This window comes from Streptomyces sp. RGM 3693, from assembly GCF_050471125.1.
In the GTDB taxonomy this organism is placed as follows: domain Bacteria; phylum Actinomycetota; class Actinomycetes; order Streptomycetales; family Streptomycetaceae; genus Streptomyces.
The window spans coordinates 903,888-921,416 of sequence record NZ_JBMPPQ010000001.1; the positions used below are offsets into that span (position 1 = coordinate 903,888).

The 17,529-nt window shown below is 71.7% G+C and carries 12 protein-coding genes; 8 read left to right on the plus strand and 4 right to left on the minus strand.

What is annotated here, in order from left to right; genetic code table 11:
• The first annotated feature begins 72 nt into the window (after window positions 1-72).
• The 3 genes from ACO0M4_RS03860 (at window position 73) to ACO0M4_RS03870 (ending at window position 6,044) form a co-directional block, all read left to right on the plus strand.
• Complete coding sequence (locus tag ACO0M4_RS03860; protein WP_390020879.1) at window positions 73-276, plus strand: hypothetical protein; 204 nt, start codon at window positions 73-75, stop codon at window positions 274-276.
• A 395-nt stretch (window positions 277-671) separates the two neighbouring features.
• Complete coding sequence (locus tag ACO0M4_RS03865; protein WP_430368188.1) at window positions 672-4,367, plus strand: chromosome segregation SMC family protein; 3,696 nt, start codon at window positions 672-674, stop codon at window positions 4,365-4,367.
• Between the two features lie 258 nt (window positions 4,368-4,625).
• Complete coding sequence (locus ACO0M4_RS03870) at window positions 4,626-6,044, plus strand: sugar porter family MFS transporter (RefSeq protein ID WP_430368189.1); 1,419 nt, start codon at window positions 4,626-4,628, stop codon at window positions 6,042-6,044.
• A 132-nt stretch (window positions 6,045-6,176) separates the two neighbouring features.
• On the opposite strand, the gene ACO0M4_RS03875 is transcribed toward ACO0M4_RS03870, so the two are convergent.
• The 3 genes from ACO0M4_RS03875 to ACO0M4_RS03885 form a co-directional block, all read right to left on the minus strand.
• Window positions 6,177-7,895: an ankyrin repeat domain-containing protein gene (locus tag ACO0M4_RS03875; protein ID WP_430368190.1), complete on the minus strand. Its 1,719-nt coding sequence runs from the start codon at window positions 7,893-7,895 to the stop codon at window positions 6,177-6,179.
• A gap of 77 nt (window positions 7,896-7,972) precedes the next feature.
• Window positions 7,973-8,977 (minus strand): LLM class flavin-dependent oxidoreductase, encoded by a 1,005-nt coding sequence (locus ACO0M4_RS03880; protein ID WP_430368191.1) that lies wholly within the window; start codon window positions 8,975-8,977, stop codon window positions 7,973-7,975.
• A 92-nt stretch (window positions 8,978-9,069) separates the two neighbouring features.
• Window positions 9,070-10,569: a purine-cytosine permease family protein gene (locus tag ACO0M4_RS03885; RefSeq protein WP_430368192.1), complete on the minus strand. Its 1,500-nt coding sequence runs from the start codon at window positions 10,567-10,569 to the stop codon at window positions 9,070-9,072.
• A 423-nt stretch (window positions 10,570-10,992) separates the two neighbouring features.
• Here ACO0M4_RS03885 and ACO0M4_RS03890 point away from each other — a divergent pair, with 423 nt between their 5' ends.
• Both ACO0M4_RS03890 and ftsY read left to right on the plus strand, forming a co-directional pair.
• On the plus strand, window positions 10,993-11,244 hold the full coding sequence (locus ACO0M4_RS03890) for a hypothetical protein (RefSeq protein WP_430368193.1): 252 nt from the start codon (window positions 10,993-10,995) through the stop codon (window positions 11,242-11,244).
• A 111-nt stretch (window positions 11,245-11,355) separates the two neighbouring features.
• Window positions 11,356-12,588: a signal recognition particle-docking protein FtsY gene (ftsY, locus tag ACO0M4_RS03895; protein ID WP_430368194.1), complete on the plus strand. Its 1,233-nt coding sequence runs from the start codon at window positions 11,356-11,358 to the stop codon at window positions 12,586-12,588.
• Window positions 12,589-12,929: 341 nt separating this feature from the next.
• On the opposite strand, the gene ACO0M4_RS03900 is transcribed toward ftsY, so the two are convergent.
• Window positions 12,930-13,640: a bifunctional DNA primase/polymerase gene (locus ACO0M4_RS03900; RefSeq protein WP_430368195.1), complete on the minus strand. Its 711-nt coding sequence runs from the start codon at window positions 13,638-13,640 to the stop codon at window positions 12,930-12,932.
• Between the two features lie 477 nt (window positions 13,641-14,117).
• Between ACO0M4_RS03900 and nsdA the strand changes: the two genes are divergently transcribed.
• The 3 genes from nsdA to ACO0M4_RS03915 all read left to right on the plus strand — a co-directional run bounded on the left by nsdA (window position 14,118) and on the right by ACO0M4_RS03915 (window position 17,494).
• Window positions 14,118-15,638, plus strand: a complete 1,521-nt coding sequence (nsdA, locus tag ACO0M4_RS03905) for a transcriptional repressor NsdA (protein ID WP_430368196.1) — start codon at window positions 14,118-14,120, stop codon at window positions 15,636-15,638.
• A 171-nt stretch (window positions 15,639-15,809) separates the two neighbouring features.
• Window positions 15,810-17,159 (plus strand): ammonium transporter, encoded by a 1,350-nt coding sequence (locus tag ACO0M4_RS03910; RefSeq protein ID WP_430368197.1) that lies wholly within the window; start codon window positions 15,810-15,812, stop codon window positions 17,157-17,159.
• Window positions 17,156-17,494 (plus strand): P-II family nitrogen regulator, encoded by a 339-nt coding sequence (locus ACO0M4_RS03915; RefSeq protein ID WP_039632407.1) that lies wholly within the window; start codon window positions 17,156-17,158, stop codon window positions 17,492-17,494. The genes ACO0M4_RS03910 and ACO0M4_RS03915 overlap by 4 nt, the downstream gene beginning before the upstream one ends.
• Window positions 17,495-17,529: the final 35 nt, after the last annotated feature.

Sequence of the window (17,529 nt, forward strand, 5' to 3'; positions counted from 1 at the left end):
AGCACCGCGGGTGCGAATCCCTCACGACCCACACCGCTTCGGTCGGTCACTCATTGTGGAGGACCATCCATCATGGCAAAGGCGCTTCTCGGTTACGTCGGCGGCTCCGACCCCCGAGTCCTCTCCGAGATGCGACGGCTTCAGCAGCGCGTCCAGGACCTTGAATCCGAACTTATTCGGATGCAGGCCGAGAATGACATGCTCTGCGCTGCCGCGCGTCGCGACGACTCGGTACTCGACATCGACGTACCCCAGGCGGAGCCCGCGCTCACCTGACCCCGATCACCTCATTCCGATCAAGGTCGGACGGACTGCACGCCAGCCGCTTGAGGCACCGCTCTTCAAGATCTGCAAGGGACGCTTCGGCGTCCCTTCGTCGTTTACCCGTTCCGTCTTCTGCAATTCCCCCGGCCGTGCGCTGTGCTTTTTCGCGCCGTCCGGACACCTGGGTGTCCTCCGGTCACTTCCGTCCCGTGGTGTTTCCCCAGCCCCTCGGTGTCTTCCTTACCGCATGATGTGCCCTTCCCTTTACCCGGTGAAACCGGCCCCGCCTTTTCCCCGGTGGAACCAGGCGGGCAACGCCGGTGGATACCCGGGGGCCATACGGGGTCGTGGCGGCAGACGGAATGTTGCGGAGGGGTGCCGGGGAGCGGCGGGTAGAGTTCAAAGGCGTGCATCTGAAGAGTCTGACCCTGCGAGGCTTCAAGTCCTTCGCCTCCGCCACCACACTGCGGTTCGAACCGGGTATCACCTGTGTCGTGGGCCCCAACGGTTCCGGCAAGTCCAACGTCGTGGACGCGCTGTCGTGGGTCATGGGGGAGCAGGGCGCCAAGTCGCTGCGCGGCGGCAAGATGGAGGACGTCATCTTCGCCGGGACGACCGGGCGGCCGCCGCTCGGCCGCGCCGAGGTCTCGTTGACGATCGACAATTCCGACGGTGCGCTGCCCATCGAATACGCCGAAGTCACGCTGACCCGGATCATGTTCCGGAACGGCGGCAGCGAGTACCAGATCAACGGTGACACCTGTCGGTTGTTGGATATCCAGGAACTCCTCTCCGATTCCGGTATCGGTCGCGAAATGCATGTGATCGTCGGCCAGGGGCAGCTCGATTCCGTCCTGCATGCCGATCCGATGGGCCGTCGGGCGTTCATCGAGGAGGCGGCCGGCGTGCTCAAGCACCGCAAGCGCAAGGAGAAGGCGCTGCGGAAGCTGGAGGCGATGAAGGCCAATCTCGCCCGCGTCCAGGACCTGAACGACGAGCTGCGGCGGCAGCTCAAACCACTGGGACGGCAGGCCGCGGTGGCCCGGCGGGCCACCGTCATCCAGGCCGATCTGCGCGACGCCCGACTGCGGCTGCTCGCCGACGACCTCGTCGCGCTGCGCCGGGCGCTGGCCGCGGAGATCGCCGACGAGGCGGCGCTGAAGGAGCGTAAGGAGGCGGTGGAGGCGCGGCTGCGCACCGCCCAACAGCGGGAGGCGGCCCTGGAGGCGGAGGTGCGTGCCCTCACGCCGCGGGTGCAGCGGGCCCAACAGACCTGGTACGCGCTGTCCCAGCTCGCCGAGCGGGTGCGCGGCACGGTCTCGTTGGCCGAGGCCCGGGTCCGGAGCGCCGCGGTGGCCCCGCCGGAGGAGCGGGGCGGCCGGGACCCCGAGGACCTGGAGCGGGAGGCCGCCCGGATCCGCGAGCAGGAGGCGCAGTTGACGGCCGCGCTGGAGGCGGCGAGCCGGGCATTGGAGGACACCGTCGAGCACCGGGCCGCGCTGGAGCGGCAGTTGGCGGACGAGGAGCGGCGGCTGCGGGACGTCGCGCGGGCCCTGGCCGACCGGCGCGAGGGTCTGGCCCGGCTCAGCGGGCAGGTCACCGCCGCCCGCGGCCGGGCCGCCTCGGCGCAGGCGGAGATCGGCCGGCTGGTCGAGGCCCGGGACGCCGCCCGGACCCGGGCGGTCGCGGCCCAGGAGGAGTACGAGCAGCTCAAGGCGGAGGTCGACGGGCTGGACGCGGACGACGCGGAGGTCGGTGGGCGGTACGAGGCGGCGCGGCGGGAGCTGGTGGAGGCCGAGTCCGCGCTGACCGCCGCGCGGGAGGCGCTGACCGCGGCCGAGCGGGAGCGGGCCGCGACCGCCGCCCGGCACGATGCGCTCGCCCTCGGGCTGCGTCGTAAGGACGGCACCGGTGCGCTGTTGGCCGCCGCGGACCGGATCGGCGGACTGCTCGGACCGGCGGCCGAACTGCTCACCGTCGCGCCCGGCTTCGAGGTCCCGGTGGCGGCCGCGCTGGGCGCCGCGGCGGACGCGGTCGCGGTCACCGACCCGGCCGCCGCCGCGGAGGCGCTGCGGCTGCTGCGCAAGGAGGACGCCGGGCGGGCGGCGATGGTGCTGGGCGGCACCCGGCCGGCCCGGGTGCCGGCGCCGGCCCGGGCGAGGGAGGTCGTGGCGGCGGTGGAGGTCGCCGAGCGGGCCGGCGGGGAGTTGTCCGGCGGGGCTGGTGGGGCTGGTGGGAGCAGTGCGGCCGGAGTGCCGGGGGCCGCGGGCGGGCCGGTACCCGCGCATGAACTGGTCCACGGGCCGCGGGAGTTGACCGCCTCGGTGGCCCGGCTGCTGCGTGACGTGGTGGTGGTCGGGACGTTGGAGGAGGCCGAGGAACTGGTGGTGGCGCGGCCGGAGCTGACCGCCGTCACCGCGGAGGGCGATCTGCTCGGGGCGCATTTCGCCCAGGGCGGTTCGGCGGGGGCGCCCAGCCTGCTGGAGGTGCAGGCGTCCGTCGACGAGGCGGCGGCGGAGCTCACGGAGCTGGCGGCCCGCTGTGCCGAACTGGCCGAGGCGCGGCGGGCCGCGGAGTTGCGACGTACCGAGTGCGCCGCGCTGGTCGAGGAACTGGACGCCCGGCGGCGCGCGGCCGATCGGGAGAAGTCGAAGGTCGCCGGGGACCTGGGGCGGCTCGCCGGGCAGGCGCGGGCCGCCGCGGGGGAAGCGGAACGGTCCGCCGCGGCCGCCGCCCGGGCCGAGGAGGCGCTGGCGCGGGCCACTGAGGAGGCGGAGGAACTGGCCGCGCGGCTGGCGGCGGCGGAGGAGGACCCGGGCGCGGACGACGAGGAGCCCGACACCTCGGTCCGCGACCGGCTGGCGGCCGACGGGGCCAACGCCCGGCAGACGGAGATGGAGGCCCGGCTCCAGGCGCGGACGCACGAGGAGCGGGTCAAGGCGCTCGCCGGGCGGGCGGACGGGCTGGACCGGGCGGCGCGGGCCGAGCGCGAGGCGCGGGCGCGGGCCGAGCGGCGGCGGGCCCGGCTGCGGCACGAGGCGGCGGTGGCCGGGGCGGTGGCCTCGGGCGCGCGGCAGCTGTTGGCGCACATCGAGGTGTCGGTGGTCCGGGCCGAGGAGGAGCGGGCCGCGGCGGAACGGGGCAAGGACGAGCGGGAACGGGCGCTGGCCACCGAGCGCGAGCAGGGCCGGGAGCTGGCGACCGAGCTGGACAAGCTGACCGATTCGGTGCACCGCGGTGAGGTGCTGGGCGCGGAGAAGCGGCTGCGGATCGAGCAGTTGGAGGGGCGGGCGCTGGAGGAGCTGGGGGTGGAGCCGGCCGCGCTGGTCGCGGAGTACGGCCCCGACCAGCTGGTCCCGCCGTCCCCGCCGGCCGAGGGCGAGGCGCTGCCCGACACCGCGTCCGACAGCGGCTCCGCCGCGGGCGAGCACCCGCGGAACCAGCCGGTGCGCTATGTCCGGGCCGAGCAGGAGAAGCGGTTGAAGGCCGCTGAGCGGGCGTATCAGCAGCTCGGCAAGGTGAACCCGCTCGCGCTGGAGGAGTTCGCGGCGCTGGAGGAGCGGCACCAGTTCCTCAGCGAACAACTTGAAGACTTGAAGAAGACCCGGGCGGATCTGCTGCGGGTGGTCAAGGAGGTCGACGAGCGCGTCGAGCAGGTCTTCACCGAGGCGTACCACGACACCGCGCGGGAGTTCGAGGGCGTCTTCGCGCGCCTCTTCCCGGGCGGCGAGGGGCGGCTGGTGCTGACGAACCCGGACGACATGCTGGCGACCGGGGTGGACGTGGAGGCGCGCCCGCCGGGGAAGAAGGTCAAGCGGCTCTCGCTGTTGTCGGGCGGCGAGCGGTCGCTGACGGCGGTGGCGCTGCTGGTGTCGATCTTCAAGGCGCGGCCCAGTCCGTTCTACGTGATGGACGAGGTCGAGGCGGCGCTGGACGACACCAATCTGCAACGGCTGATCCGGATCATGGAGGAGCTCCAGGAGAGTTCGCAGCTGATCGTGATCACGCACCAGAAGCGGACGATGGAGGTCGCCGACGCGCTCTACGGCGTGTCGATGCAAGGGGACGGCGTCTCGAAGGTGATCAGCCAGCGGCTGCGCTGAGCCGGGCGAGCGGGCCCGTCGCGCCGGAGGCTCGTGATCGCTCCTCTTCACTCCCTGAAGATCAATTCAGAACTTGAATGAAGTCTGCCGCGGTCGGGTGAGGAAGACGTCAGCTTTGGGGTATTGACTTCGAAACTTAAAGGCATAGTCTCTGCAACGTTGCTTTTACCTTCAAGTGGTGGGTACCCCCAACGTGTGCACCACTTGTAGGGCCAGCCCCCTACGCCCGGCAGCGCAGCCGGGCCACTGGAGTTCACGTTGACCAGCACCGCGCAGCCGACGGTCCCGGAAGGCCGCAAGGCCCATCCGGACCACCTCGGCCATGTCATCTTCATCACCGCGGCTGCCGCGATGGGCGGCTTCCTCTTCGGCTATGACAGCTCCGTGATCAACGGCGCCGTCGAGGCGATCCGCAGCCGCTACGACGTCGGGTCCGCCGTCCTTGCGCAGGTGATCGCCGTTGCCCTAATCGGTTGCGCCATCGGTGCCGCCACCGCCGGCCGGATCGCCGACCGGATCGGTCGGATCCGGGTCATGCAGATCGCCGCGGTGCTCTTCACCATCAGCGCCATCGGCTCCGCGCTGCCGTTCGCCCTGTGGGACCTGGCGATGTGGCGCGTCCTGGGCGGCATGGCGATCGGTATGGCCTCGGTCATCGGCCCGGCCTACATCGCCGAGGTCTCGCCGCCCGCCTACCGCGGCCGGCTCGGCTCCTTCCAGCAGGCTGCCATCGTCGTCGGCATCGCCATCTCCCAGCTCGTCAACTGGGGCATCCTCAACCTCGCCGACGGTCAGCAGCGCGGCAAGATCGCCGGCCTGGAAGCCTGGCAGTGGATGCTCGGCGTGATGGTCGTCCCCGCCATCCTCTACGGTCTGCTCTCCTTCGCGATCCCCGAGTCGCCGCGCTTCCTGATCTCCGTCGGCAAGCTCGGCCGCGCCAAGGAGGTGCTCTCCGAGGTCGAGGGCCACACGGTGGACCTTGACGCCCGGGTCACCGAGATCCAGGACGCGATGCGCCGCGAGCACAAGTCGACCTTCAAGGACCTGCTCGGTGGCAAGGGCGGCTTCCTGCCGATCGTCTGGGTCGGCATCGGACTCTCCGTCTTCCAGCAGCTGGTCGGCATCAACGTCGCCTTCTACTACTCCTCGACGCTGTGGCAGTCGGTCGGCGTCAACCCGGAGAGCTCGTTCTTCTACAGCTTCACCACCTCGATCATCAACATCATCGGTACCGTGATCGCGATGATCTTCGTCGACCGGATCGGTCGCCGTCCGCTGGCGCTGATCGGCTCGGCCGGTATGGCCGTCGCGCTCGCCCTGGAAGCCTGGGCCTTCTCCGCCAAGACCGCGGCCGGCACCCTGCCGTCCGCCGAAGGCACCGTGGCCCTGATCGCCGCGCACGGCTTCGTCCTCTTCTTCGCCCTCTCCTGGGGCGTCGTGGTCTGGGTCTTCCTCGGTGAGATGTTCCCCAACAAGATCCGGGCCGCCGCGCTCGGCGTCGCCGCCTCCGCGCAGTGGATCGCCAACTGGGCGATCACGGCCAGCTTCCCCAGCCTCTCCGACTGGAACCTGTCCGGCACCTACGTGATCTACATGGTCTTCGCTCTGCTCTCGATCCCCTTCGTGCTCAAGTTCGTGAAGGAGACCAAGGGCAAGGCGTTGGAGGAGATGGGCTAACTCCCCGCCAGCCCTCTCCTCAGTTCTCGCTGCTGCCCCGGCTCACCCGAGCCGGGGCAGCGGTGGTTTCCGCGGCCGGGCGTAACCGGGCCGGTCGTAGGGCCGGTCCGGTGGATCGGGGCCGGACAGGCCCTACCCGAGGAGCGGGCTGCCCTCGGGTATCTCGACCCAGCGGCGGGGCGGGCCGGTCACCGGCCCCGGGTCCGTCACCCGCAGGCCGGCCGCCGCGGCGGCGTACCCCAACTCGCTCGCGCCGTACAGGTCCTCCGGCCGGGACCAGCTCCAGAAGCGGTAGTGCCAGTGCCCCTCGGGCTCGTCGCCGTACGGCGGGAGGCCGATCTCCTCGGTCAGCTCGGTGCGGCCGCCGCGGGAGAGGGCGCCGAAGGTGCCGCCGCTGGGGTTGAAGTACAGGCCGTACGCGGCGGTGCCCGGCGAGAGGGCGTTCAGTACCAGGTCGGTGCTCAGCAGATACGAGGACGGCTGGAGCAGGACGCAGCCGCCGGCCACCCCCGTCACACCCACCCAGCGGTGGGACTCCTCGGCGTCGTACATGTCGACGCCGTACGGGCCGGTGTCGTAGGGATCCGCACCGGCGTCCGGAGCGAGCGGCGGGCAGTCGTCGGGATCCCGGCCCAGGCGCCGGATCGCCTCCGCCTCGTCGATCCCCGCCACGAACGCCACCGAGACGCCCTCGGTGTCCACCCCCCGGAACACCGCCGCCCGCTCGTCCGCGTCCTGCTGCGCGGCCCGCTCCTCGGGCGTCAGCGGCACCGCTCCCGGCAGCTCGGCGAACAGCGGGGCCAGGGTGGTGGTCAGCGCCAGGTGGCCGGGGGAGCGGCCGCCGACCTGCGGACGCCAGGCATCGGCGCCGGCCCGCAGCAGCAGCGCCGCGTTCTCCTCCGCGCCGTGGCAGACGGCGTGCCACAGCGGGGTGCAGCCCTGGTCGTCCGGCACGTCCACCGCTGCGCCCCGGTCCAGGAGCGCCGCGACGGCCGTGGCGGACCCCTGGGCGGCGGCCAGATGCAGCGGCGCCTCGCGGTTGCCGGGCGCCAGGGCGCCGGGGTCGGCGCCGTTGGCCAGCCGGGTCAGCACCAGATCGGTGTCCCGCCAGTGGAACGGGGCCAGGAGCTCCCAGTCGCCGCGCGCGGGATCCGGCGCGGGCGGGGACCACGGCTGCGGCTCGGGCGGCTGCGCCATGATCTCCGCCGGCCCCAGGCTGAGGCTGAGGAACCCCCGCGACTCCTCACCCACCGCCCGAGGGGTCGGCGATGCGGCGTCCGGCCAGATCTCCCGCGCCTCGCCGGCCGCCGCCCGCAGCGGCCCGGCGTCGAAGACGGTGACCGTCTCGGGCACCTGCTCGTCCGGCCACTCGACGACCAGCTGGGTGGCGCCGGCGGGCGGCAACTGCGAGAGGTGCAGCTCCAGTTCGTAGTGGAAGGCGCCGCCGCTGCCGCCGCTCAGTCGCAGCGTCGGACGGGGCGGCCCGGTCATCGGTCCGGGCGGGCCGTCGAGCGTGGTGACCTTCCGTCCGTCGGCCAGCAGCAGACCGCAGCGCAGCGCCCCGCCGCCCGGATGCCCGTACGGCGACGTCCGGCCGCCGGGGCGGATCCGCCGCAGGAAGACCGACAGCCGCATCGTCACCGACCTCGGCCAGACCTGCCAGCCGGTGAGTACGATCCGCACGTCCGGGCCCGCGCCGGCCTCGGCGACCTGCGCGAGCTGCGCCGGGACGAACCAGTGGGAAGGCGCGAACTCCTCGTCCTCTCCTGGCGCATAGGCGCACAACTCCAGGGTCTCGTCGGGAGGTTCGGCTGGGGGTGTGGATGCGGGCAGACCGTCGAAGAAGCTCATGCCTCGATCGTGGCACCCGCCACTGACAATCGACCGCGCAGCGGCCGCCGCCGGCTTCGCGTCAGCCCGTCAGCCCGTCAGCCCGTCAGCCGCGGCAGCACCCGCTCCGCGAACAGCCGAAGAGACCGCCACCCCTCCTCGACCGGCATCCCGCCGCACAGTGGATGCAGGATCAACGCGCCCTGGGCGCCGTCCTCTTGGGCCAGCCGGACCGCTGCGTCCGGCGTGACGATCCGGTACACGCCCTCCGCGCGCAGCGCCGCGGTGTCCTGCGCGGCGGACCGTACCGCGGAGCGGGCCCCGGCGGACTGCCAGGCCGCGTACCGCTGCGCCTCGTACAGCAGGTGGCCGCCGTACTCGGCCCAACTCCGGTCCGGGTCCTCGGAGAGGTGCAGCAGGCAGGTGCGCCGCGGCGGCTGGAGCACCCAGCCGGCGGTCCCGGCCGCGGCGCACTGCTCGTGGTAGTAGCGCTCCAACTCCGGCAGGTGGGCGCTGGGGAAGAACGGCAGCCCCAGGCGGGCCGCGCGCCGGGCCGCGGGCCGCGAGGCGCCCCCGATGAGCAGCGGCGGATGCGGCCGGGAGTACGGGCGCGGGGTGACCTTGACCGTGCGCCCTTGGTAGCGGAACGGTTCACCGGTCCAGGCGTCCAGCAGCGTCCGGAGCACCTCGTCCTGGAGGGCGCCGCGGTTCCGCCACTCCTTGCCGTGGGCCGCGTACTCCTCGGGCCGGTAGCCCAGGCCGGCGACGCTGACCAGCCGGCCGGCGCCGAGCAGATCGAGTACGGCGAGGTCTTCGGCCAGCCGCAGCGGGTCGTGCAGCGGGGTGATCAGGGCGGAGACGGTGACGCCGATCCGGCGGGTGGTGCCGAGGACGGCGCCCGCGAAGGTGAGCGGTGCGGGCATCCAGCCGTTGTCGGTGGCGTGGTGTTCCTCGGTCTGGATCATGCCCAGGCCGTGCGCGTCGGCGTACTCGGCCATCTCGACGGCGGCCCGGTAGCGGGCGGAGAGCACGTCGGGCTCGGCCGGTGGGCCGGCGAGGTTGAAGCGCACGACCGTGGTGGGTGCGGTGGTGCCGGCGGACATGACAGGTCCCCTTCGCCGGAGCAGGTGGCGAAGGGGACCGTAACTGACGATACGTCAGTTCACCAGGGTGGTGGTCGAGAACCGGCCGGTGGTCAGCCGACCTCGACGGCCGGCCGCAGCTCCTCGTCCTGGGCGACCGGAGTCGACGCCGGGGCCTCGTTCTCCTGGGCGGCCGGCAGAACCGCGAAGACCACCGCGCCGATCAGGATGGTGGCCACCCAGCCCAGACCGTTCTCGCCGATCCAGGTGCCAGCCAGCGGACCGGTGAACCACTGCACCTTGGTGAAGCACAGGCCCGCGATCAGCGCGACCGCCCAGGCCGTCATGGCCTGCCAGCAGAAGCCGCCCTTGTACCAGTAGCGGCTGGCGGGGCCGATGGTCATCAGGCTCTCCGCGTGGTAGCGGACCGCCTTCTTGCGGCGGCGGGCCATGTCGATGCCGTAGACGCCGATCCAGGCGGAGAAGGAGACCGCGAGCAGCGTCAGGAAGGCGATGAACTGGCCCACGAAGTCCTTGGCCACCAGCATCATGAACAGCCCGCCGACCAGGCTGATGACGGCATTGATGCTGACCGCCAGGGCGCGCGGCAGCTTGACGCCCATGGTCTGCGCGGTGAAGCCCGCGGAGTACATCGACAGGCTGTTGATCAGCATCATGCCGATCAGCGCGGTGATCAGGTACGGGATCGCGATGGCCGACGGCAGCACCTGGCCCAGGAAGGACATCGGGTCGGTGTTCTGGTTGGCCAGCTCCGGGTTGGAGACGGCCATCACGCCACCCATGACCACCATCGGGACCAGCACCAGGGCGGCGCCGGAGACGGTGGTGCCGACGATCTTCTTGCCGGAGGCGGAGTGCGGCAGGTAGCGCGCGAAGTCCGGGCCGGTGGGCACCCAGCTGAGGCCGCCGGCCGCGATGGTGCCGATGCCCGCGATCATCATCGCGCCGCTGCCCGGCGACTTGGCGAAGATGGCGCCCCACGGCATCTCGACGATCAGGTACACCAGGACGACGACGCTGATCAGGCTGAAGAGGTACGTGGAGTACTTGTTGCAGACGTTGAGGGCCTTGCGACCCATCCCGCTCACCAGGAAGGTGCAGGCGACGAAGCCCAGCAGGGTCACCACGACCAGCACGTTGTTGGTCTGGATGCCGAACACCAGGCGGAGCACGGTCAGCATCGCGTAGGCGCCGCTGACCGCGTTGATCGTCTCCCAGCCGAAGCGGGCGACCCACAGGATCGCGCCCGGGAAGTAGTTGCCGCGCACGCCGAAGGCGGCCCGGGAGAGCATCGCGCCCGGCGCGCCGCCCCACTTCCCGGAGACCGACAACAGGCCGACGATCCCGAAGGAAAGGGCCGACGCGATCGCGGCGACCACCAGCACCTGCCAGAAGTTCAGGCCGTTGTTGATCACCAGGGAGGCGCCCATGGTGAGCAGCAGCACGCTGATGTTGGCCGCCACCCAGGTCGGGAAGAGTTCGCGGACCCGACCCCGGCGTTCATGGTCCGGAACCGGCTCGATACCGCGCGTTTCGACGGCGCCGTCGGCTTCGGAAAGGGACGTGGATGTAGACGCAGTGCTGGTGCCCATGGGTGCAGCTGTCTCCGTGCGGGGGTCTGGGGGGCACCCCCGGGGAGGAGGTGCAGGCAGCGGCTGTGGTGCCTGGCCGGAAAGTGGTTGCCAGGACTCTACGCGCGTTGCGCAGCCGCTCACCATCGTACTTTGATCCAACTTCTACCGGTCCGCCCCCTTGGATTCCTTGACGATGACACGAATGGTGTCGTCCTGTCGATGAATCCAGTCACACCCCCCTGATCAGGACATACAAGACGCACTGGCCCCTCGGAAGGTGAATCAGGGATTCCTCTTCCGTGCTTGCGTCCCACTCCGGAGCCCCGCCGCGAGCCCGTCGGAGAGATGCATGTCTCGTTTGAGCGCCGTCGACGGACTGCCGGACGGCGAGATGGCGACCTCCCCGGCATGACGCACCGGAATTGGTGCAAGGTGATTCCGATGAACGACAGCGAGCGCGCGCAGGAGGTCGATGTGCCTGGTATGTCCAGCAAGACGTGTCAGTGGTGCCAGGGCACCGGCTATGTGTCCCAGGCCCTGGTCTACGTCCCCGGCGTCGACCCGTTCCGGGGCCCCTACGAGACGGTCCAGCGGGCCGGCGAGTGCCGGCACTGCCGTGGCTCGGGGACGTACGACTCCCACCGCGACCCCACCCTGGAGCGCTGGCGCACGGAGGAACGCCGGGAGTCCTGATGCGGAGCGCCACGCCGCCCCGGGCCCCCGCGGAGTCCCGCCGGGACCCGCGGCGGATCCCCGGGCGCGTGCGGCTATCCGCGGCGGGGCGTGGCTGATACTGGAGGGGTTATGGAAACCGTCATCCTTGCTGTAGTCATCGCCGTGGTCGTGCTCGGCGCGATCAGCGGGCTCGTCGTCAGCGGCCGCAAGAAGAAGCAGCTGCCGCCCCCGTCGGCTGCCCCCAAGCCCTCCGTCACCGCGCCCCCCGCCGAACCACAGGTCGGCGAGGAGGCCGAAACCCCCCGCGACGAAGAACGTCGCACCATCGAAGAAGTCGAACTGCCCGCCGCCGCGGCCCCCGTGGCCGAGGCCGAGGCACCGGTCGCCGAACCGGAGGCGCCCGCGGCGCCCGCCGTCGAGGTCCCCGAGCCGACCGCCGGCCGCCTGGTGCGGCTGCGCGCCCGGCTCGCCCGCTCCCAGAACACCCTCGGCAAGGGCCTACTGACCCTGCTGTCGCGGGAACACCTCGACGAGGACACCTGGGAGGAGATCGAGGACACCCTGCTGACCGCCGACGTCGGCGTCGCCCCCACCCAGGAACTGGTCGAGCGGCTCCGCGAGCGCGTCAAGGTGCTGGGCACCCGCACCCCCGAGGACCTGCGCCAGCTGCTCCGCGAGGAACTCCTCACCCTCATCGGCACCGACGCCGACCGCACCGTGCACACCGCCAACGGCATCGGCAACGGCGGCGACGAGATCCCCGGCGTCGTGTTGGTCGTCGGCGTCAACGGCACCGGCAAGACCACCACCACCGGCAAGCTGGCCCGGGTCCTGGTCGCCGACGGCAAGTCCGTGGTCCTCGGCGCGGCGGACACCTTCCGCGCCGCCGCCGCCGACCAGCTCCAGACCTGGGGCGAGCGGGTCGGCGCCCGCACGGTCCGCGGCCCGGAGGGCGGTGACCCGGCCTCCATCGCCTTCGACGCGGTCAAGGAAGGCATCGCCGAGTCCGCCGACGTCGTCCTGATCGACACCGCCGGCCGGCTGCACACCAAGACCGGCCTGATGGACGAGCTCGGCAAGGTCAAGCGGGTCGTCGAGAAGCACGGCCCGGTCGGCGAGGTGCTGCTCGTCCTCGACGCCACCACCGGCCAGAACGGCCTCGTGCAGGCGCGGGTCTTCGCCGAGGTCGTGGACATCACCGGCGTGGTGCTCACCAAGCTCGACGGCACCGCCAAGGGCGGCATCATCATCGCCGTCCAGCGCGAACTGGGCGTTCCGGTCAAGCTGGTCGGCCTGGGCGAGGGCCCGGACGACCTGGCGCCGTTCGAGCCCGAGGCGTTCGTGGACGCACTGATCGACTGATCTCACGGCCCGACGCGACGGCGGCGGCCCCCGATACCTGCGGATGACGGGTACGGGGGCCGCCGCCGTTCTTCGTACGGTGCAGTGGCTCGGCGCCCGCTCTCGCCCGGGACGTCGGGAGTGCCCGCAGCGTCCGGAGGGCCCGCAGCGTTTGGATCAAGCCAAGACGCCGGACCGGTGCCGGTGGCGGACACATCGGGCCCATACGGACGGGTGGTGCGTACCGGCGGTGCGGCGGGCCGGGCGCGCGGTCGCTACCGCAGGCGAGGGCCGCGCGGGACCACCGCCCCGCGCCACCCCCGTCGGTGCCCCGACCCGACGGCGAAACGATTTGCCCCGGCTCAGCACACCGACGGGCCGGACACCGCAGGATCGGAGGCCGCCCGGCCGCCCGCCGACCTGTTGCACACATACGCCAGCGTCCCCAGGAGCAGCCGGGCCTGCGGCGGCCGGCCGGCGGCCTCCAGGGTCGGCGGGCGCAGCCAGCGCATCGGCCCGTGGCCGCCTAGGTCGGACGGCGGCGCGGTGATGTGGTCACCGTGCCCCAGCGGACGCAGGTCCAGATCCGCGTCGTCCCACCCCATGCGGTAGAGGAGGTCGGGGAGCGCGGCGGCCGCCCCCGGGGCGACGAGGAACAGGGCCCGCCCGGTCGGCGTGGCCGCCACCGGACCCAGCGGCAGACCCATCCGCTCCAGCCGCACCAGCGCGCCCCGGCCGACGTCCTCCGGCACGTCGAGGACGTCGAAGGACCGGCCCACCGGGAGCAGCACCGCCGCGCCCGGCGTCTCCGCCCAGGCGGCCAGCGCCTTCTCCAGCGTCGCGCCGGCCGGCAGTTCCCGGCCGAAGGAGAGCGGATGGGCGCCCGGGGACGAGCAGTCCGCGGCCCCGCACGAGCAGTCCGTCCGGTCACCGGCCCGGACCGCGCGGGCCCCCGGGACGACGTCCCAGCCCCACAGCCCCGTGTACTCCGCCACCGCGGTGCCCTCGGCCGAGCGGACGCGACGGCGCGAACCGGAACGGAGGTCCCGGATGCCGCCGATCGTGAAACCCATGCCCCCTCCAACGGGTGGTGCGTACGAGTGGTTACGAGTCGGGGTGTTGACGAGGAGACGGTTCTTCACTCTGGTGTTCACGCTCCGTCGGCGGTCCGCGGTGCCGGTGGTGTGCCGTCGTACGCCGGGTGGTGCGATGCGGTGCGCGCGCCTCGGCGTGCTCCGCTCCGCCTGTCCCCGTACGACCTGTGTCAAGTCAATCGCGAGAGGCGGCCGGGGAGTTCACGCAAAGGGGTGGCGAATGGTGGCGTTTCCGTAATCGCCCTCCCGACGGGCGTGATCGTAGGATTACTTTCGGTGCACGAACCCCGGAGCGGCATTCTTCGCACGGGTATGCCGGTGGCAACGCGACCAGGCGGCGACCGGAGGTGTGGCCGGATTCCGCGGTCGGGTAGATGTAGCGCGGAACGGGCGCCGCAACAGGCGGCATCCTGTGGGGGGTTCGCGGACAAGCGCTATCGGAATGGGGGCATTCCTGTGGGCGGCACGGGCGACACCGCCGGCTCCAACGGCACGGACGGCAGGGACAGCAGGGACGGCAGGGACTCCTCGGACACTGCCAAACGTCCCAACGCGCAGTTGGGCTCGTGGTTCCTGCGCAGCGGCTGGTCCAAGGGCGAGTTGGCCCGGCAGGTCAACCGTCGGGCGCGCCAGATGGGCGCCCACCACATCAGCACCGACACCTCCCGGGTGCGCCGCTGGCTGGACGGCGAGCAGCCCCGGGAACCCATCCCGCGGATCCTCTCCGAACTCTTCTCCGAACGCTTCGGCTGCGTGGTCGGCATCGAGGAGCTGGGACTGCGCTCGGCCCACCAGTCGCCCTCCGTCTCCGGTGTCGACCTCCCCTGGGCCGGTCCCCAAACGGTCAACCTCATCAGCGAGTTCACCCGCAGCGACCTGATGCTGGCCCGCCGCGGCTTCCTGGGCACCTCCCTCGCCCTCGCCGCCGGCCCCACCCTCATCGAGCCGATGCAGCGCTGGCTGGTGCCGGTGCCCGCCGTCCGGGGTGAGGCCGCGATGCCGTCCGACCGGGCCCGGCGCCCGGCCCGTCTCTCCCACCCCGAGCTGGAGCTGCTGGAGGCGACCACCGCGATGTTCCGGCAGTGGGACGCCCAGTGCGGCGGCGGCCTGCGGCGCAAGGCGGTGGTCGGCCAGCTCCACGAGGTCACCGACCTGCTCCAGGAACCCCAGTCGCCGGAGATCGCCCAGCGGCTGTTCAAGGTCGCCGCCGAACTCGCCGAACTCGCCGGCTGGATGAGCTACGACATCGGCCTCCAGCCGACCGCCCAGAAGTACTTCGTCCTCGCCCTGCACGCCTCCAAGGAGGCCGGCGACCGCCCCCTGGGCTCGTACATCCTCTCCAGCATGAGCCGGCAGATGATCCACCTCGGCCGGCCCGACGACGCGCTGGAGCTGATCCACCTCGCCCAGTACGGCAGCCGGGAGACCGCCACCCCGCGCACCCAGGCCATGTTGTATGCGATGGAGGCCCGCGCCTACGCCGGCATGGGCCAGCCCAGCAAGGTCAAGCGGGCGGTGCGGATGGCCGAGGACACCTTCTCCGACGTCGCCCCCGGCGAGCCGGAGCCGGACTGGATCCGCTTCTTCTCCGAGGCCGAGCTCAACGCCGAGAACGCCCACTCCTACCGCGACCTCGCCTACGTGGCCGGCCGCAGCCCCACCTACGCCTCGCTCGCAGAACCCGTCATGCAGCGCGCCGTCGAACTGTTCGGCAAGGACTCCGAGCACCAGCGCTCGTACGCGCTCAACCTGATCGGGATGGCCACCGTCCACCTGCTCCAGAAGGAGCCCGAGGCGTGCGCCGTGATGGCCCAGCAGGCGATACCGTTCGCCCGGCAGGTCCGGTCCGAACGGGTCAACACCCGGTTGCGCAAAACGGTGGACACCGCGGTCCGGGAATTCGGCAACGTCACCGAGGTGATCCAGCTCAGCGACGAGCTCTCCCGCCAGCTCCCGGAATCCGCCGTGGCGGGCTGACCGGACCGCCCGCGACGACCTCGGAATTCACCGGCGCGTAACACGCAGGACGGCTTCGTCACCCCGGTGAAACACCGACAAGGTTTGGCCGAAACGGCGCTGCGACAACCTCATCGCGAAGCCGGCCCACCCCACACCCGCACGGGCCGCATCGACGACGAGGAGACGCCGATGCCCCCAGGCATCCTTACGCTCGCAGACGGCCTCGCGGAAAAAGCTACGCTCAGCGCCGCCAACACCGGGTTCATGCTCATCTGCTCCGCGCTGGTGATGCTCATGACCCCCGGCCTGGCCTTCTTCTACGGCGGCATGGTCCGGGTCAAGAGTGTCCTGAACATGCTGATGATGAGCTTCATCAGCCTGGGCATCGTCACGATCCTGTGGGTGCTCTACGGCTTCGGGCTCGCCTTCGGCACCGACACCGGCGGCATCATCGGCTGGAACAGCGACTTCGCCGGCCTCGGCCACATCGGCCTGACCCAGCTGTGGGGCACCACCACCATCCCCATCTACGTCTTCGCCGTCTTCCAGCTGATGTTCGCGGTGATCACCCCGGCGCTGATCAGCGGTGCCCTCGCCGACCGGGTGAAGTTCACCGCCTGGGCGCTGTTCATCGCCCTGTGGGTCACCGTCGTCTACTTCCCGGTCGCCCACTGGGTGTGGGGCGACGGCGGCTGGCTCTTCAAACTCGGCGTGATCGACTTCGCCGGCGGCACCGCCGTCCACATCAACGCCGGTGCCGCCGCGCTCGGCGTGATCCTCGTCGTCGGCAAGCGCATCGGCTTCAAGAAGGACCCTATGCGGCCGCACAGCCTGCCGCTGGTGATGCTCGGCGCCGGTCTGCTGTGGTTCGGCTGGTTCGGCTTCAACGCCGGCTCCTGGCTCAACAACGACGATGGCATCGCCGCGGTCGCCTTCGTCAACACCCAGGTCGCCACCGCCGCCGCGATGCTCGGCTGGCTCGCCTACGAGAAGCTCCGGCACGGCTCGTTCACCACCCTCGGCGCGGCCTCCGGCGCGGTCGCCGGACTGGTCGCCATCACCCCCGCCTGCGGCGCGGTCAGCCCGCTCGGCGCCATCGCGATCGGCGTGATCGCCGGCGTGCTCTGTGCCATGGCCGTCGGCCTCAAGTACAAGTTCGGCTACGACGACTCACTCGACGTCGTCGGCGTCCACCTCGTCGGCGGCATCGTCGGCTCGCTGCTGATCGGCCTGTTCGCCACCGGCGGCGTGCAGAGCGACGCCAAGGGCCTCTTCTACGGGGGCGGCTTCGGCCAGCTCGGCAAACAGGCCGTCGGAGTGGTCTGCGTCCTGCTGTACTCGCTGGTCGTCTCGTACGTCCTTGCCAAGGCCATCGACCTGGTGATGGGCTTCCGGGTCGGCGAGGACGAGGAGATCGCCGGCGTCGACCAGGCCGCGCACGCCGAGACCGCGTACGACTTCGCCGGCGCGGGCGGCGGCACGGCGGCCCGTAGGACCACGGCACTCGGCGATTCCCTGACCAAGAAGGTGGACGCGTGAAGCTCATCACGGCAGTAATCAAGCCGCACCGGCTCGACGAGGTGAAGGACGCCCTCCAGGCGTTCGGCGTACACGGCCTCACTGTCACCGAGGCCAGCGGCTACGGACGGCAGCGCGGGCACACCGAGGTGTACCGGGGCGCCGAGTACACCGTCGACCTGGTGCCCAAGATCCGCATCGAGGTGCTCGTCGAGGACGCGGACGCCGAGGAGCTGGTGGAGGTCGTGGTCAAGGCCGCCCGCACCGGCAAGATCGGCGACGGGAAGGTGTGGAGCGTCCCCGTGGAGGAGGCGGTGCGCGTGCGGACCGGGGAGCGCGGACCCGACGCACTGTGAGTCGCCGGCCGAGGGCGGCGGGGGACGACAGGAGC